General features: G+C 51.6%; 10 protein-coding genes. 6 read left to right on the top strand and 4 right to left on the bottom strand.

Features of this window, described 5'->3' with window-relative positions:
- Positions 1–76: 76 nt before the first annotated feature.
- The 4 genes from ACH5Y9_RS14650 to ACH5Y9_RS14665 all read right to left on the bottom strand — a co-directional run bounded on the left by ACH5Y9_RS14650 (position 77) and on the right by ACH5Y9_RS14665 (position 6,623).
- Entirely contained in the window at positions 77–3,256 is a 3,180-nt protein-coding gene (locus tag ACH5Y9_RS14650) for an efflux RND transporter permease subunit (protein WP_445366580.1), read from the bottom strand.
- A gap of 8 nt (positions 3,257–3,264) precedes the next feature.
- Complete coding sequence (locus ACH5Y9_RS14655; RefSeq protein ID WP_445366581.1) at positions 3,265–4,752, bottom strand: efflux RND transporter periplasmic adaptor subunit; 1,488 nt, start codon at positions 4,750–4,752, stop codon at positions 3,265–3,267.
- The gene (locus ACH5Y9_RS14660) at positions 4,749–6,083 is read right to left on the bottom strand and encodes a TolC family protein (RefSeq protein ID WP_445366582.1); all 1,335 of its coding nucleotides are present in this window, start codon (positions 6,081–6,083) and stop codon (positions 4,749–4,751) included. Before ACH5Y9_RS14660 ends, ACH5Y9_RS14655 begins: the two co-directional genes overlap by 4 nt.
- Positions 6,084–6,179: 96 nt before the next feature.
- A complete protein-coding gene (locus ACH5Y9_RS14665; protein WP_445366583.1) occupies positions 6,180–6,623 on the bottom strand; it encodes a hypothetical protein in 444 nt (147 codons plus the stop codon).
- A 238-nt stretch (positions 6,624–6,861) separates the two neighbouring features.
- On the opposite strand from ACH5Y9_RS14665, the gene ACH5Y9_RS14670 reads away from it, so the two are divergent.
- The 6 genes from ACH5Y9_RS14670 to ACH5Y9_RS14695 all read left to right on the top strand — a co-directional run bounded on the left by ACH5Y9_RS14670 (position 6,862) and on the right by ACH5Y9_RS14695 (position 16,096).
- On the top strand, positions 6,862–8,148 hold the full coding sequence (locus tag ACH5Y9_RS14670; RefSeq protein WP_445366584.1) for an MFS transporter: 1,287 nt from the start codon (positions 6,862–6,864) through the stop codon (positions 8,146–8,148).
- Between the two features lie 426 nt (positions 8,149–8,574).
- Entirely contained in the window at positions 8,575–9,813 is a 1,239-nt protein-coding gene (locus ACH5Y9_RS14675; RefSeq protein ID WP_445366585.1) for a TolC family protein, read from the top strand.
- A complete protein-coding gene (locus ACH5Y9_RS14680) occupies positions 9,810–10,889 on the top strand; it encodes an efflux RND transporter periplasmic adaptor subunit (RefSeq protein ID WP_445366586.1) in 1,080 nt (359 codons plus the stop codon). The genes ACH5Y9_RS14675 and ACH5Y9_RS14680 overlap by 4 nt, the downstream gene beginning before the upstream one ends.
- A gap of 71 nt (positions 10,890–10,960) precedes the next feature.
- On the top strand, positions 10,961–14,035 hold the full coding sequence (locus tag ACH5Y9_RS14685; RefSeq protein ID WP_445366587.1) for an efflux RND transporter permease subunit: 3,075 nt from the start codon (positions 10,961–10,963) through the stop codon (positions 14,033–14,035).
- Positions 14,035–14,706 (top strand): heavy metal response regulator transcription factor, encoded by a 672-nt coding sequence (locus ACH5Y9_RS14690; RefSeq protein WP_445366588.1) that lies wholly within the window; start codon positions 14,035–14,037, stop codon positions 14,704–14,706. Before ACH5Y9_RS14685 ends, ACH5Y9_RS14690 begins: the two co-directional genes overlap by 1 nt.
- Positions 14,687–16,096 (top strand): heavy metal sensor histidine kinase, encoded by a 1,410-nt coding sequence (locus tag ACH5Y9_RS14695; RefSeq protein WP_445366589.1) that lies wholly within the window; start codon positions 14,687–14,689, stop codon positions 16,094–16,096. Before ACH5Y9_RS14690 ends, ACH5Y9_RS14695 begins: the two co-directional genes overlap by 20 nt.
- Positions 16,097–16,110 lie beyond the last annotated feature (14 nt).

Raw genomic sequence — 16,110 nt, forward strand, 5'->3', positions numbered from 1 at the left:
CCGTTGACTGGTGACTATCCGCTTGCTCGCCAGGACAACAACAGGCTTTTTCTGATTGATGGCATGAACTCAACGCTTACCCCTCATTGAAATCAATCTGTCTGTTTCCCAATGTCGCAAAATCAACTTGTTCATCTTTGCGATATGCGAGCCAATATAAAATCGGTAACACCAGCAACGTCAGCATTGTCGATGACAAAATCCCGCCTATCACTACGGTCGCCAGAGGGCGCTGTACCTCGGCACCGGTCCCGGTGGCAATCGCCATCGGTACAAAACCCAAGGATGCGACCAGTGCGGTCATCAATACCGGTCTTAGCCGAACCATAGCGCCTTCGCGGACCGCATGTATCAACACCACACCGTCCTGCCGCAATTTATTGATAAACATAATCAATACCAAGCCATTGAGCACCGCCACGCCGGAAAGTGCAATAAAACCGACGGCCGCTGAAATCGACAGCGGAATATCTCGCAGCCACAACGCCATGATACCGCCGGTCAGCGCAAACGGCACGCCGGTGAACACTAAAAGGCCGTCGCGGATATTGCCGAACGTGGCGTACAGCAACAGAAAAATAATCAGTAACGCCACGGGCACCACGATTTGTAGTCGCTCGGTGGCGGCGATCATTTGCTCGAACTGGCCACCCCAGGCAATCCAGTATCCAGCGGGTACCTTAACCTCGGTGCTGATTTTTTCCTGTGCTTCGGCCACAAAGGAGCCCAAATCCCGGCCACGCACGTTAGCGGTTACTACCACCCGCCTTTTACCGTTTTCCCGGCTGATTTGATTGGGTCCCTGAGTCAATTGAAAGTCCGCTACGGTTCCGAGCAGAATAAAGGACTGTTGCGTTGATTCCTGTTGCTGGATCGGTAAAGGAATCGGGATTTGTCGCATGGCGTCAGGGTCGCTACGCAGTTTTTCCGGTAAGCGCACTAACAAATCAAAACGCCGGTCGCCTTCAAAAACCTCACCGGCGTTAGCCCCACCCATCGCCGCCTGAACCGCCGCCTGCACATCCGCTGTATTCAAACCAAAGCGAGCCAACATGTCCCGTTTCATCTGCACTGTCAATAGCGGCAGTCCGGTCGCCTGTTCGACTTTGACATCCGAAGCGCCCGGTATTTTTTCCAGAACGCTGCTCATATCTTCGGCTATTTCCAGCAGGCTATCCAGGTCGTCGCCAAATACCTTAACCGCGACATCGGCACGCACACCGGCAATCAGCTCGTTAAAACGCATTTTGATCGGTTGTGTGAATTCATAGTTATTGCCCGGCACTTCTTTAACGGCTTTTTCCATGGCAGCGACCAAGTCGGCCTTGGAACGGCCCGGATCAGGCCATTCGGAGCGTTCCTTCAGCATAATCAGCGTGTCAGCCACACTGGGCGGCATGGGATCGGTCGCGATCTCCGCCGTGCCGAGTTTGGCGAATACGCGATCGACCTCCCGGAATTGAGTAATCTTCTTCTCCAGCGTATGTTGCATCTCAACCGCCTGCGACAAACTGGTGCCGGGAATGCGTAATGCATGCAAGGCGATATCGCCTTCATCCAGCGTGGGCACAAACTCCGAACCCATACGCGTGGACAACAGCAAACTCAAGACAACCAACACCGCAGCGCCGGTCAAAACCAGCGGTGCATTGGCCAAGCCCCGCTCTAACAACGGCCGGTAACTCTTGTGCGCAAAACGCATCAGCGGATTTTCTGTTTCGCTAACCCGTTCGCCGATAAAGATCGCCAGCGCAGCAGGGATAAAGGTGATGGATAGCAACATGGCTCCCAATAAGGCGGTCACAACGGTAAATGCCATGGGATGAAACATTTTGCCTTCGACGCCAGACAACGTGAAGATTGGCAAATACACCGTCATAATAATAGCCTGACCAAACAGTAGTGCTCGTCTTGCCTCTTGGGAGGCGCTGAACACCGTATCGAGCCGTTCACTCAAGGTTAATGGCCGTTGCAGACGATGTTGTGTGATCGCCAAATGGCGGACGCAGTTTTCAACGATGACTACGGCGCCATCAACAATAATGCCAAAATCGAGCGCACCTAAACTCATCAAATTGGCGCTCACACCTTGTGTCACCATGCCGGTGAAGGTAAATAGCATCGCCAGCGGAATCACCATCGCCGTGATCAACGCAGCGCGTAAGTTGCCCAGAAACAGAAACAACACGGCGATAACCAGAACGGCGCCTTCCAGCAGATTTTTTTTGACCGTTGCGATGGTTTTATCGACCAGAATGCGTCGGTCATAGACCGCAGTGGCCTTAACGCCGACCGGTAAACTACGATTGATGTTATCCAGCTTGTCACTCGCCAGTTGTGAAACCGTTCGACTGTTTTCGCCCACTAGCATAAAGACCGTGCCGAGCACGGTTTCACGGCCATTTTCGGTGGCAGCGCCGGTGCGCAGTTCCTTGCCGATCAAGACCTCGGCTACATCCCGGATAAAAATGGGCGTTCCTTGATGATTGCCAACGATAATGTGCCCGATATCCTCAAGGTTTTTGACTTGGCCGGGCACCCGGATCAGGTATTGTTCGCCGCTATGCTCGATGTAACCGGCGCCGACATTATCATTATTAAGGGTCAACGCGGTGACTACATCTCGCAGACTCAGTCCGTATGCCATCAATTTTGTGGGGTCGGGCGTCACGTGATATTGCTTGACATAACCGCCTATACCGTTGACGTCGGTGACGCCGGGTACAGTCCGCATCTGTGGACGCACCACCCAGTCTTCCAGTGTGCGCAGATCGATCTCATCGTAGGGGTTGCCGTCGGCTTTATGTGCATTAGGTTCGGCGGTCACCGACCACATAAAAATCTCGCCAAGCCCGGTCGCAATCGGCCCCATGGCTGGTTCTAGTCCCGGCGGCAATTGACTTTTTGCCTCCTGAATGCGCTGGCTGACCAGTTGCCGGGCAAAGTAGATGTCGGTTCCGTCTTTAAAAATAATGGTCACCTGAGACAGGCCATACCGGGACAGAGAGCGCGTTTGTTCCAGGCCCGGAAGCCCTGACATGACGGTTTCAATCGGAAAGGTGACGCGCTGTTCCGCCTCCAAGGGCGAATAACCGGCTGCGGCGGTATTGATTTGCACCTGAACATTGGTAATATCCGGCACGGCATCAATCGGCAGGCGCTGAAAATTGTAGATCCCCAAAGCGGCCACCGCTAAAGTGGCAAACATAATCAGCCAGCGGCTTTGAATGGATAACTTAAGTATGCGTTCGAACATGATGCCTCCTAATGATCGTGAGTCGCGCCGGCTTTACCCAATTCCGCTTTCAACACGAAACTGTTGGCCGCTGCGTAGCGTTCTCCGGGCGCAAGTCCCTCCAGAACCTCCGCTCGCTTTGCATCACGCCGTCCCACAGATACCGGACGTACTTCAAATTCATCTCCAGACTGGACAAACACCGCATCTTCATCATGCCAGCTTTGTATGGCTTCAAGGGCTATCGTGACCGGCACGGTGGCTGCCGCTTCGACCACTTCAATGCTGACAAACAAACCTGGCCGCCATTGTTGCTTGGGATTATCGATATGTAGATGGGCAGGCGCCGACCGGGTTTGTTCGCCGACGATGGCACCCAGATAATCGATGGTTGCTTCACTTTCCAAGCCTAGCTCCGGCACTTGAACGCGCACTTGCTGACCGGTTTTAACTTGGTTTAAGTTATTGGCAGGCACGTTGAAATTACCCCAAACCTGGTTCAAGTCGGCAATGACCATCACTTTGGTGTCGACCTGAATGGCTTCGCCGACCACCAAATGTTTTTCAACCACATTGCCATCCAGAGGTGAACGCAGTTCGTATCGGGCCAAGCTTTCGCCACGCTTGCCTGGATTCGCTGGGATACCCAAAGCATCCAACTGGTCATTGGCCGCTGTGACCGCAATCTCCGTCTCCGCCAATTCCGTGCGGGCACGCAAATAATCCTGCTCGGCGGAAATCTTTTCACGCCACAAGCGTTCTTCACGCTGATACAACGATTGGGCTAGTTCCAAGCGTTTACGCGCGCTTGCCAAGCGACTTTTCAAATCCGCCAGATCACGGCTTTCGAGGATGGCCAGCACATCGCCCTGCTTGACGGATTCACCCAGTTTTTTACGTACATCCACCACGATACCGCCCACGCGAGGCACGACATGAGCCAGTCGGTTCTGATCAAACTCGATGGTGCCTGGCAATTTCAAAACGCTTTCAATGCTAGCCGGCCCCACCGTTTCGACTGTGATACCGGCACTTTGCAGTGAGGCAGCGTCTAAATGCACCCGTCCTTCCACCTGTGAGTAAGTGAATGGGAAAGTCTTGCCGTTAAAACCGGCGTTGATATCCACATCAAAGGAATGCGGCTCTTCAATCACCGTATTTCCGAGTAAATAGTCCGCTTCCGGCTTAAATTGAATGTGCTCGATCCGTCCACCGAAACGATGCAGGGTTATGGTTAGTTGCACCTGTTCGGGCGACAGTGGTTTTTCGTTTTGATAGGCATACACGCGAAACTGCGGCGGAACGCCTGTTTCGTAGATCGTAACCTCCAGCGCAAAGTCATCCTGAGTCAACAGCCTGCCGCGATGCGGTCCTCGCGGGAATGTTTCGCTGTGTTCGGCGGACTCTTCATGTTCTTCATCGCTAACCATCGTTACCTTCAAGGTCAGAATCAGACTGGCCAGCACCAGGCCGATCACTAATAAACCCCCTATCGTGAATAAAGATTTTTTGTTCATTTTGAGTCCTCGCTGAGAGCGCCGCCCATGAGCCGCTCGATGTCGGCAACGCCTTGATGATAGGCCGTCAAGGCGCGCAGATATTGGCCTTTGGCATTAAATAGTGTCCGTTGAGTATCCAACACATCCAATAAGGCAAACTTGCCTAACTTATAGCCCTTTTGCACGGCCTGATAGGCGCTCTCGGCCCCCGGGAGAATAGTCGAACGGTAGTTCTCAACTTCGGCATGGATGGCAGCCAGATTCAGATAGGTCGCGTTGAGTTCAGTGCCGATTCGCACTTGAGTGGCCTCCTGTTCGTTTTCAGCCTTGCGACGCAACCGTTCCGCCTTTTGAATATTGCCTTGATTTCGGTCAAAAACCGGTAGTGGCAAGGAAAAACCAGCATTCATCACGTAATCCTGACGGTCCAGATAATTGCTACCGCCAACGATCACGGTCAAATCGGGAACGGCCTTGGCTTTTTCCTGATCCAGCAGCTCCTCTTGTCTAGATAGTTCGGATGTCCAGCGGGCAAATTCCGGATTCTGCTTCAGCCGATCAGTCAGCGATGGCAAAGAAGGTAGCGTTTGAATAGCGTCTAAATCGCCCTCAACCTTTGAAAACTGAGGGGTCGTGCTACCCCAAAAAGCGGCAAGTTTTCGCCTGGACACTTCCAGTTCCCGTTCGGTGCGCATCATTTCGCTTCTGGCTGTCGCTAAGGCCACTTCAACGCGGGTCTCTTCAACCGGCGACACTTTTCCGGCCTTAACCTGATTACTGACGGTTTGAACGACTTTTTCCGCGAGTTCCAGCGAATGCTTGACCAGTTCGGTATGCGCCTGGGCGCCCAGCACATCGATAAAGGCTTGTGCAGCACTCGCCAAGACCATTACACGTTGGATTTCATAGTCCCATTCCGCAACTTCCCGTCCTATCCGGGCGACCTGGATACGGGCCGCACGTTTGCCGCCCAACTCAATTAATTGGCTCAGTGCCAACGTAACGACATCGCCATCGAAGCCCCTAGCGGCCTTATTACCGAAATTAGCGGCATTGGCATCGAATACCGGATTCGGAATCAAACCCGCCTGCAACTCCGCCGCTTCCTGTACGCGTATTTCCTCGGAAAATGCGGCTAAATTTGGATTTTTGGTTAATGTTAAAGCCAGTGCTTGAGGCAATAACAGAGACCCCGTCGGCTCGACGGATGAACTTAAGGAGCCATCCGTCTTGTCTGGACTTTCCGGTTGGGATAGCGACAGTTTTCCGTCTATCGAAGTGGCATCGACAGGACGGATGACGAATAAACAGAGTGCAATGCCAAGCGGCAACGCATAATTTGAGAACATGGAAAGTTTCTCCGTAGCATAGATAAAACAAACGTCAGCGCAGAGACAGGTATTAAATCTGGTCTTTGAGCTAGTGAGTACGGCTAGGAGATGGGGCTAAATCAGTAGAACGATACTGCGTAAGGCGAGCAGTTTGGAATCGGTGAACGGCGGATCAAAAAAAGCCGGCTGCCGAATTATGGCTCTGGAGTAGAGCGTCAGGAGTGAGAACAGGAAAAATACCGGCAAAAACCCAATATCAATCGCTATTTTTAATAAATTCGTCAGTGACAGTGGGATGTGGTCATCACCGTCTAGGGAGATGTCGGTACATGGGGATTCGCCATCAGTGAAATAGGCGTTGGTTGGATCCTTGAGCGGGGCGGCTTTGTTCAAACCAATCTCATGATCGTGTCCGACATGTTCTACCCCTACATGACCGTCGGCTCCAAAACACAGCACAAAGGCCGACACATCTCTATGCCCCAGGCCAAAATGACCGAGCACCGCGAGTATCAGCACAATAGAGATCCAAGTTTTGGATTGTCGTAAGGTATCCATCTAGTAAGAATCTATCACACTATGTAAACTCGCTTTCAATTTTTTAGTACTCTCTTGGCTGGTAATGTTCAAAGCTGTTTGGCAGTATTTAGATTCATTATTAACATGGCAGCGTTATTGTCAGAGCAAAGTGCACCACTGGCCGCCATCTTCCAAATATCATAGAGTTGCGAGGGGAACGAAATGGATAGAAAACAACTTACCAAAACATTAAAAGTAGGCATAAGGCAATTTTAGCGTGAGCCAACCTCCTCAGTATCCAAATACTCTCTTCCGCAATCGCAATTTCAAATTACTATTTTCCGCCCAGGTTATATCGCTAGTGGGCAGCGGTGTTACGACTGTGGGTCTGGCATTGTTCGCACATCAGTTGGTCGGCGGTGGTTCCGCCGCCGCAGTTATCGGCAATGCCTTGATGTTACGCATCCTGGCGTTTTTATTATTTTCTCAGCCTGCCGGGGTTCTTGCGGATAGTGCGAACCGCAAACTCATGCTGATAATGGCCGATCTTGTGCGCTTTGGCCTCATGGCTTTGTTCCCATTCGTCCATAGTGTGTGGCAAGTCTATTTGATGATTTTTTTGATCAATGCTGCTACTGCTTTCTTCACACCCACGTATGACTCGACCATTCCTGAGGTAGTCGGATCCGAGTACTATGTCGGTGCGTTATCGCTGTCACGGGTGGCGGTCGATGTGGAGGCTGTTTTAGGCCCGGCATTGGCTGGATTGCTGGTTTCTCTGCTGGGTCTTGACTGGTTATTCTGGTTTGATGCAGCCACCTATTTAGTCTCTGCTGCTCTGGTAGCTTTTAGCACCTTGCCTCACACTGCCAATCAAAATATTCAATTCTCGCTCAGGACGTTTTTGCGAGAGTTGACTGTTGGTACTCGGATACTTTTAGGCCAAGCAGTCTTGCGACGTGCGCTGATGTTGAATTTGGTTGAAGCGATCGCCGGGGCGGCAGCGATTGTCGCCACCGTTGTTTATGTAAAGGATGTGTTGATACTAAGTGAAACGGCATTTGTTTTAGCTATGACCGGCCTGGGTCTTGGGTCCTCGGTTACCGCGCTGTGTTTGGGTTGGGTCACCGGTCGCTACGAATCACGAGCAAAGAAACCTTCCGAACTGCATGGAAGGCGTCATCGTTGGACGGAACGGGCTCTGCTGACGGGAGGTGCCGTACTCGGCCTGATACTGCTACCCGGGGTATTGCAACCGCCATTTATGATTTTTGCGTTGCTCTGGATTTTGAATGGTGTGGGCCAGGCTCTTGTTGCGCTATCCTCTTCGACCTTGCTTGCTGAGCATACAACGGCGGCTAATCGTGGGCGAGCCTACGCCGCGCATTTCGCATTGACGCATGCTTTCTGGCTGATTACCTACCCAGCCATCGGGCACGGAGTCAGTAGACTTGAGGCGCCGCTGACTTTTACCATAGCCGGTGCGGTTTGCCTGATCATCGCTATGGTGGCGATCTTTTCACGAAAACCCAATAGCGATCATGTACACCAGATCAATGACTAGCCTCTACTTGTAAATTTCCTTTATTGTAGCCTCGCACACCTGGATTTTATGGAACTCAACCTAATCTGACAGATTAGCCGACAAAAACAGAACCCGAGCTGACATTCGAAAATTCGTGCACTGTGCAACCGGTTATTGTTTATAAACTGATGACTAAAAAGAACCCTGAAAACCCATCTGCAATTCTGACAAAAATGTAATCTTCCCGTCATGCTGGCGTCAGGAACGGATTGTTATCCTCCGTTCATGCGTCGATTATTTTCTATCTTGCTCATTTTTCCGGTTTTCATTCTGACTATCGTCGGCTGTGCGAGTTTTCAGAATCGGGAACTCAATCCGGCTGATTCTATGATTCAATTGGAAAATAGGAGCTTGTCGAATCCGGAACTATTAAGTTTTATTGAAACGGTTACCGGAAGCACATCCGTGACGCCGCCCAAAACATGGAACATAGATCGTTTAACCTTGGCGGCGATTTATTACCACCCAGACCTTGCCTTGGCCCGCGCCCAAGCGCAATCGGCCAACGCCGCCATCAAAACCGCCGGGCAACGGCCTAATCCCAGCATCACGATTTCACCCACCTGGATACGCAATCTGGCAACCGCAGCCATTCCCTGGATCGCTGCCAGCTCGATTAGCATTCCCATCGAAACTGCCGGTAAACGTGATTTTCGTATCGGCAAAGCAGAACATTTGGCCGACGCTGCTCGCTTACGCATTGCGGATGCGGCCTGGTTGGTACGAGGACGATTGCGTTTAGCCCTCCTGGAAGCCTACTCAGCTCAGGAAGCGGAGCGATTGGTTCATCAACAATACTCTATCCAGCAAGCGATCAATCAACGTTTGGAACAACAATTGGCAATAGGCGAGATTAGCCAGCTCGAAGTCACCCGATCCCATCTGGCAGTCAACCAATTAAAACTGAACGAGAATGCTGCACGCAAACGGGTTGCGGAAAGTGCCATATTGTTAGCCAGCGCAATGGGTGTACCTATTGAGGGATTAACGGGTATCGACCTGGATTTTAGCGACCTTTCCAAGCCGCCCGCCTTGCAGACTATTCCTGTCAGCAATATGAAAGAACACGCTTTGCTGACACGCCCCGATGTGTTGGCTGCATTGGCAGACTACGCGGCGGCGCAATCCGCACTGCAACTGGAAATCGCCAACCAGTATCCCAACATCCAGGCCAATCCCGGCTATGCCTGGGAAATGGGCGAACACCGCTGGACGCTAGGCGCAACCATGCAATTGCCGATTTTGCATCAGAATCAAGGCCCCATTGCCGAAGCCGAGGCTAAACGCCGAGAGTTTGCCGTGCGTTTCGAATCCTTACAAATGCGTATTGTCAGCGACATCGATCGAGCCCATTCGGGTGTAGCGGCAGTTTTGGCTAAATGGAGAGATGCCGAAAAACAAATCCAGCTTCAACAACAGAACCTCAGCTCAGTCCAAGCCCAATATCAAGCGGGAGAAATCGATCATTTAACCTTGCTCGGTGCTGAGCTGGAAAAGGCCATAGCCGAGCGTGCCCAACTGGATGTGCTTGTCGAAACTCAACAAGCGCTCAATGGCTTGGAAGATACCTTGCGTCAGCCCCTCGGATCGACATTGACCGATACCTTGATTGCTGACTCTGCTAACCGAAAAGGACTTCAATGAAAAACCATGCTTCATGGCAAAAAATATCCGCGCTAACCGTCTTCATAGCCATGCAAGCACCGACCCCACGGGCTGCCGACGAACCAGAAGCCGTTACCGAAGTAGCGGTGCAAACCGGCAAGATTTCACGTGCCACGTTGCATCGCTACGTCATGGCTTATGGTGTGGTCGAACCTGAACCTGCTATGCATGGAAAACCGGCAGCCAGTTCGAAAATTGCCGCCCCGATTGCCGGTATTCTCACTCAAGCCTTTTGCGAGGAAGGCCAAGCAGTTAAAAAAGGCGCGACCTTGTTCGAGCTGGATACCCGCGCCGCGGATGCGCTGGTTGCCAAAGCAGAAGTCGCCGTGGCGTTTGCCGAGAAAAATTTTGCTCGTAAACAGCAACTAAATGCCACCGACAATGTTTCGCGCAAACTTTACGATGAATCCGAACAGTTACTTCAGGCTGCACGCAAGGATTTAACCAATGCCCAGACGCAAAGGGAATTGCTGCGAATCAAGGCGCCTTTGTCCGGTACCGTCACGGCCATTCATGTCAAGGTGGGGGAAACCGTCGGCTTAAATATGGTGTTGGTGGATTTGATTGATCTGGATCGTCTGGACATCGCGCTTAAAATACCGAGTCAAGAGGCCGGTCTACTTCAATTGGGTCAGGACGTCGAAATTAAGTTTGGTACGAAAACAGCGGGCAATTTGGATACCCAACCAACACAGCAAGGAAAGGTGGTTTTTATTAGTCCGCAAGTTGATCCACTGACCGATACCGTTCTGGTCAGAGCATCCATTAACAGCGGTTCTGCGATGCGTCCTGGGCAATTCGTTAGCGCCAGAATAGTCGTAGAAGCCCGAAATAACCGCTTGGCAGTGCCGGTCGAAAGCGTGGTGAATAAAGAAACAGGTAGCACGATTGCCTTGGTCGAAGGCAATACGGCCAAACAAATTGCCATCTCACCAGGATTGCGTGATGGCAAGCTGGTAGAAATAACCGGCGACTCGCTCCAGGAAGGCATGACAGTGGTCACCCAAGGGGCATACGGGCTGCCGGCTGAAACCCATATCCGCGTCATAGAATAATGTTGGCATCGGCTTTAGCGTTTCCGCTTCGTCACCGATTGGCTATCGTTTTCCTTTGCGTAGCACTGTGTATGGCCGGAGCCTATGCGGTGTTCAGCATGCCGTCGTCGATTTTTCCGCAGACCAATTTCCCGCGCGTGGTCATCCTGATCGACAACGGCGTGATGCCTGGCAATGAGATGATGGCGACCATTACCCGTCCCGTCGAGGAAGCCATGAAAGACATTCCCGGCGTGCGCACTATTCGTTCGAAAACCGGGCGGGGCTCGGCGGAAGTCAACGTGTTTTTCAACTGGCAAACCGATATGGTGCAGGCAGAACTGTTTGTTCAGGGACGACTGGCAACTGTGCAAAAATCGCTACCGGCCACGGCGACTTCGGCGGTTTGGCGGCTGACGTTTGCCGCATTTCCGGTCATCGGCATCAGTCTGACCAGTCCCGAGCATTCACTTACTGATCTTTGGGAAACCGCACGTTACACGCTTCAGCCCCGGTTGTTGCGAATCCCTGGCGTAGCCCGAACCGGCATCGTCGGTGGACGCGCGCCGGAATATCACGTCATCGTTGATCCTTTACGTCTTCAGGCTGTGAATCTAAGTCTTAGCCAAGTCTCCGATGCGCTGGTCAAAAACAATTTGATTGTCCCCACCGGTATGCTGGAAGAGGATTACAAACTCTATCTGACTGTCGTGGATGGGCGTGTGCATACCATTGAAGAGCTGGAAAACCTCACGGTTTCAGCATCCATAGCCAGTGTCGTTCAAACGCCGGCAACTTTGCAATCTTCGCCTACTGCCAGCCATCCCATTCGTATCAAGGACTTCGCACGGGTCGAGCGGGCTCAGGAGCCGGTATTCAACGTCGTCACCGCCAATGGCGTGAATGCGGTTTTGCTGAATGTCTATAGCCAGCCGGACGGGAGTACGCTGGATATTGCCAATCAACTCAAACAGGAATTGGCATCGCTCAAGAAAAATCTGCCGGCAGGTATGCAAGTACAGGTTTTCTACGACCAATCACTATTGGTCGGCGACTCCATTCAAAGCGTCTGGGAAGCCATCATTCTGGGACTGATCCTTTCGGTGGTCATACTGTACGTTTTTCTGAAAAACTGGGGAACCACCCTGGTCGCCGCTACCGTGATTCCGGCTACGGTGTTAGTGACCTTTTTGGTTTTGCGGGTCATGGGATTCGGTTTTAACTTGATGACGCTGGGCGGTATTGCGGCAGCCATCGGTTTGGTCATCGACGATGCCATCGTGGTGGTGGAAGCCATCCATGCAAAACTACAGCAAGGCGCTGAGCGACTTGATGCGGTGACTCAGGCATTGGCGGAAATCTTTCGGCCATTGCTGGCCTCTACCTTGACGCCGGTTGTGGTATTTATCCCGCTAGCGTTTCTGGATGGTGTGGCAGGTAGCTTTTTTAGGGCGCTGGCATTGACCATGGTGGTGTCTCTGCTGACTTCGCTGGTGTTGGCCATTACACTTATTCCGGCATTAGCGAGCTGGTGGTTGTCGTCCGGCAAACATTTTGCACACACTGCAAAATCTTCCGAAAGATCGGTATCTCATTCTCGGCACCATGCTGCTGGTTGGTTTGAGCGTCTGAGCGAGGCTTATGAGAGAACTTTGCGTAGAGCGCTTAAGCAGGCAAAACTAGTGTTGTTGTCTTGTGGATTGATATTAGCCGTGGGTATTTGGCTTTACGGACGCCTGGAAAGCGAATTTCTGCCCTTCATGGATGAAGGCGGTTTCGTGCTCGATTACCATGCTCCATGGGGTACCAGTCTGACTGAAACGGATCGGCAATTGCGACAAGCCGAAACCCTTCTGCGTGCGATACCTGAGCTGGAAAGCTATTCCCGGCGTACTGGCGCACGTTTAGCCTTGGGCATTTCACAGGCGCACAAAGGCGATTTCTTGGTCAAGTTGAAAGCGGATCGACAGCGCAAAACCGATGAAGTCGTTGCCGATTTACGCAAGCATCTCCATGTTGCAGTTCCGGGACTAGAGTGGGAGTTTGCCGGTATCCTAGGCGATCTGATCGGCGATTTGACTTGGTCGCCACGGCCGATTGAAATCAAACTGTTCTCGACCAATGTCGAATGGCTAAAGCAAAAGGCACCGCAAATCCAGGCGGAACTCGATAAGATTACCGGCGTGGTCGACAGTTTTGACGGTTTGGAAACCACCGGCCCGTCTTTAAGCATAAGAGTGCGCTACAGCGATGCGCTACGTTTCGGATTAACCGTCAACGATGTGGCAATAGCGACCAGTACAGCAATGTTGGGGCAAAAAGCCTCCTATGTTTTGGAAGGTGATCGTGTCGTCAATATCCGTGTGCGTATGAACACTGAGGCAACGGCGCAAATCGCCGATCTTAACGAATTACCGTTACGAGCAGCCGATGGTCGAACAGTCAAGTTATCGCAAGTCGCTGATGTTGTGACCGAGCCGGGCCAATTGGAACTGCAAAGGGAAGATCTTCGACAACTGGTTGCGGTTTCCGCCCGCCTGGAAAACCGCGACCTTGGCAGCGCTATTGCGGAAATCAAAGCCAAATTCCAGCAAGATCCAACTTTGCCCCCTGGTGTAGTTGAATTGGGTGGCCTTTATCAGCAGCAGCAAGAGTCCTTTCACAATCTGCTGATTGTATTGCTGGCTTCTATCTTTCTGGTGTTTACCGTACTGTTAATTGAGTTTCGCTCGTTCCATGAGCCCATCGCCATACTGTTTGGATCGGTATTAGCTTTGTGCGGCACGGTTCTGGCCTGGTTTATCACCGGCACGTCGGTCAATATCGTGTCGATACTCGGTGCGATTATCGGCATCGGCGTGGTGGCAAAAAACGGTATCCTGATGTTGGATTCGGTACACCAGTTCAAAGCAAAGGGCTATAACTTGGAAGACGGACTGATTGAATCCGGACGGCGGCGTTTGCGTCCGGTATTGATGACGTCCATGGCGGCGGCATTAGGGCTGCTGCCTTTGGCCTATGGTATCGGTGCCGGATCGGACATGTTGAAACCCTTGGCTATTGCCGTGATCGGTGCGCTAGTGCTTTCGGTGCTGCTGTCGCTGGTTGCCACGCCGACAGTTTATTTTGTCATGCAAAGTTGGTTGGGAAATAGGAAATATCGTTGATGCGCATCCTGATCGTCGAAGACGAAAAGAAAACCGCTGCTTATCTACAAAAAGGTTTGAGGGAGCAAGGCTTTGTCGTCGATATTAGTCCTGATGGTGAAGACGGTTTGTTGCTCGCCACAACAGTTGACTATGACCTGATCATTCTCGACGTGATGGTGCCGCTACGAGATGGCTGGTCGGTGATTAGGGAGTTAAAGCGTAGAGGCCAACAATCGCCGGTATTGTTTCTCACCGCCCGCGATAGCATCGATGATCGTGTGAAAGGTTTGGAATTAGGTGCGGATGACTATTTGATTAAGCCGTTCGCTTTCGTCGAATTGCTGGCACGCATTCGCTCTATTCTCCGCCGTGGTCCGAGCCGACCAGTGGAACAACTGCAAATGGCCGATTTGACTCTCGATCAGATTCGGCACAAAGCCTTTCGCAATGGCCAAGCGCTGGATTTGACACCGAAAGAGTTTACCCTGTTGGCGTTATTCCTGAATCGGCCTGCGGAAGTGCTTTCTCGAACACTGATCGCCGAACAGGTTTGGGACGTTCACTTCGAATGCGATACCAATATTATTGATGTCGCCATTCGCCGCTTACGGCAAAAAATAGATGACCCGTTCCCGCAAAAATTACTACACACTGTGCGAGGAGTTGGCTATGTCCTTGAAGAACGTTAACTCCGATATCAGCCCCAATCCTTGGTCGATTACTACGCGGCTGACTGCGCTGTACATCGGCTCTGCCACGCTGATTTTATTGTTGATTGGCTTTTACTTGCATCAATCGTTAGCCAATACACTGGCCCAGGACAATAAGCAATTTTTGCTGAAGGAAATTCAGTTGCTGCGTAGCGTATTGCAAGAGCAACCGCCCAATCTGGAACGCTTGGCCGACGAGCAAAGCGAAGGATTGGATTTACCGACTGGGGGATATTATTCGCGTATCCTGGATAAAAGTGGTCACAGCCTGATCGAGACACCGGGGATGGACGCTTTGCCTGTTGCCGGTCAATTTCCTGTGCTGTCAGGCAAGCCAGAAACGACCGAAATAGTACAAGAGTTGGCTGACGGACGGACCTTCCTGCTGATGACGGCATCCAGTAAAACCAGCCCACAGCACACCATTCAAATCGGACTCGACATCTCCCACGAAACCGAATTACTTGCCGCATACCGCAGTAATCTATGCTGGTCACTATTGCTTGGTCTACTTTTTTCCAGCATCGCCGCCGTCTTGGTTGCGCGCCAAGGCTTGAATCCACTTACTGAGATGACTCGTCATATCGAAGGCATCACCGCGACCCAACTCCATGCACAACTTGATCCTGCACGCTACCCCAAAGAACTGTTTGCTCTGGCGTTTGCGTTTAACGCCATGCTATCCCGTCTGTCGAAATCCTTTGATCAACTCACGCAGTTTTCTGCGGATTTGGCTCATGAACTACGTACACCGATCAACATTTTGATGGGCGAAAGTGAAGTGGCGCTTTCTCGCCCACGGAGTGCCGATGAATATCAGCAAATCCTCGAATCCAATTTGGAAGAATACGGCCGACTATCGCAGATCATCGAAACGCTGCTGTTTTTGGCCAGGGCCGAAAATACCGAGATTGCTCTGCACAAGATACGCCTAGACGGTCGGGCTGAACTGGAAGCTGCCTGTAGTTATCTTGAAGCGTTGGCTGAAGAACACAATGTTAGATTAATCTGCCAAGGCCAAGGCTTTCTCAATGCCGATGCCCAACTGCTCAAACGGGTGCTCAGCAATTTGTTGCTCAATGCAATCCAACACACGCCGGCAGGTGGTGAAATTTGTTCATCAATACAAACTGCTGACGATGGTTCGGCGCTCATCACCGTAAAAGACAGGGGTTGCGGCATCTCGGCGGAACATCTGCCGAATCTGTTTGATCGCTTTTATAGAGTAACCTCAGCGCGATCCGAGGAAGGTACAGGCTTGGGTCTGGCCATCGTCAAATCCATTATGGATTTGCATGGTGGAACAGCAAGTATGACTAGCGAGCCCGATCATGGTACGCTAGTGACGCTTCGTTTTACTGCTGAATAAAGGCACCTGGTTTA

The organism is Methylomonas sp. BW4-1 (assembly GCF_052474385.1).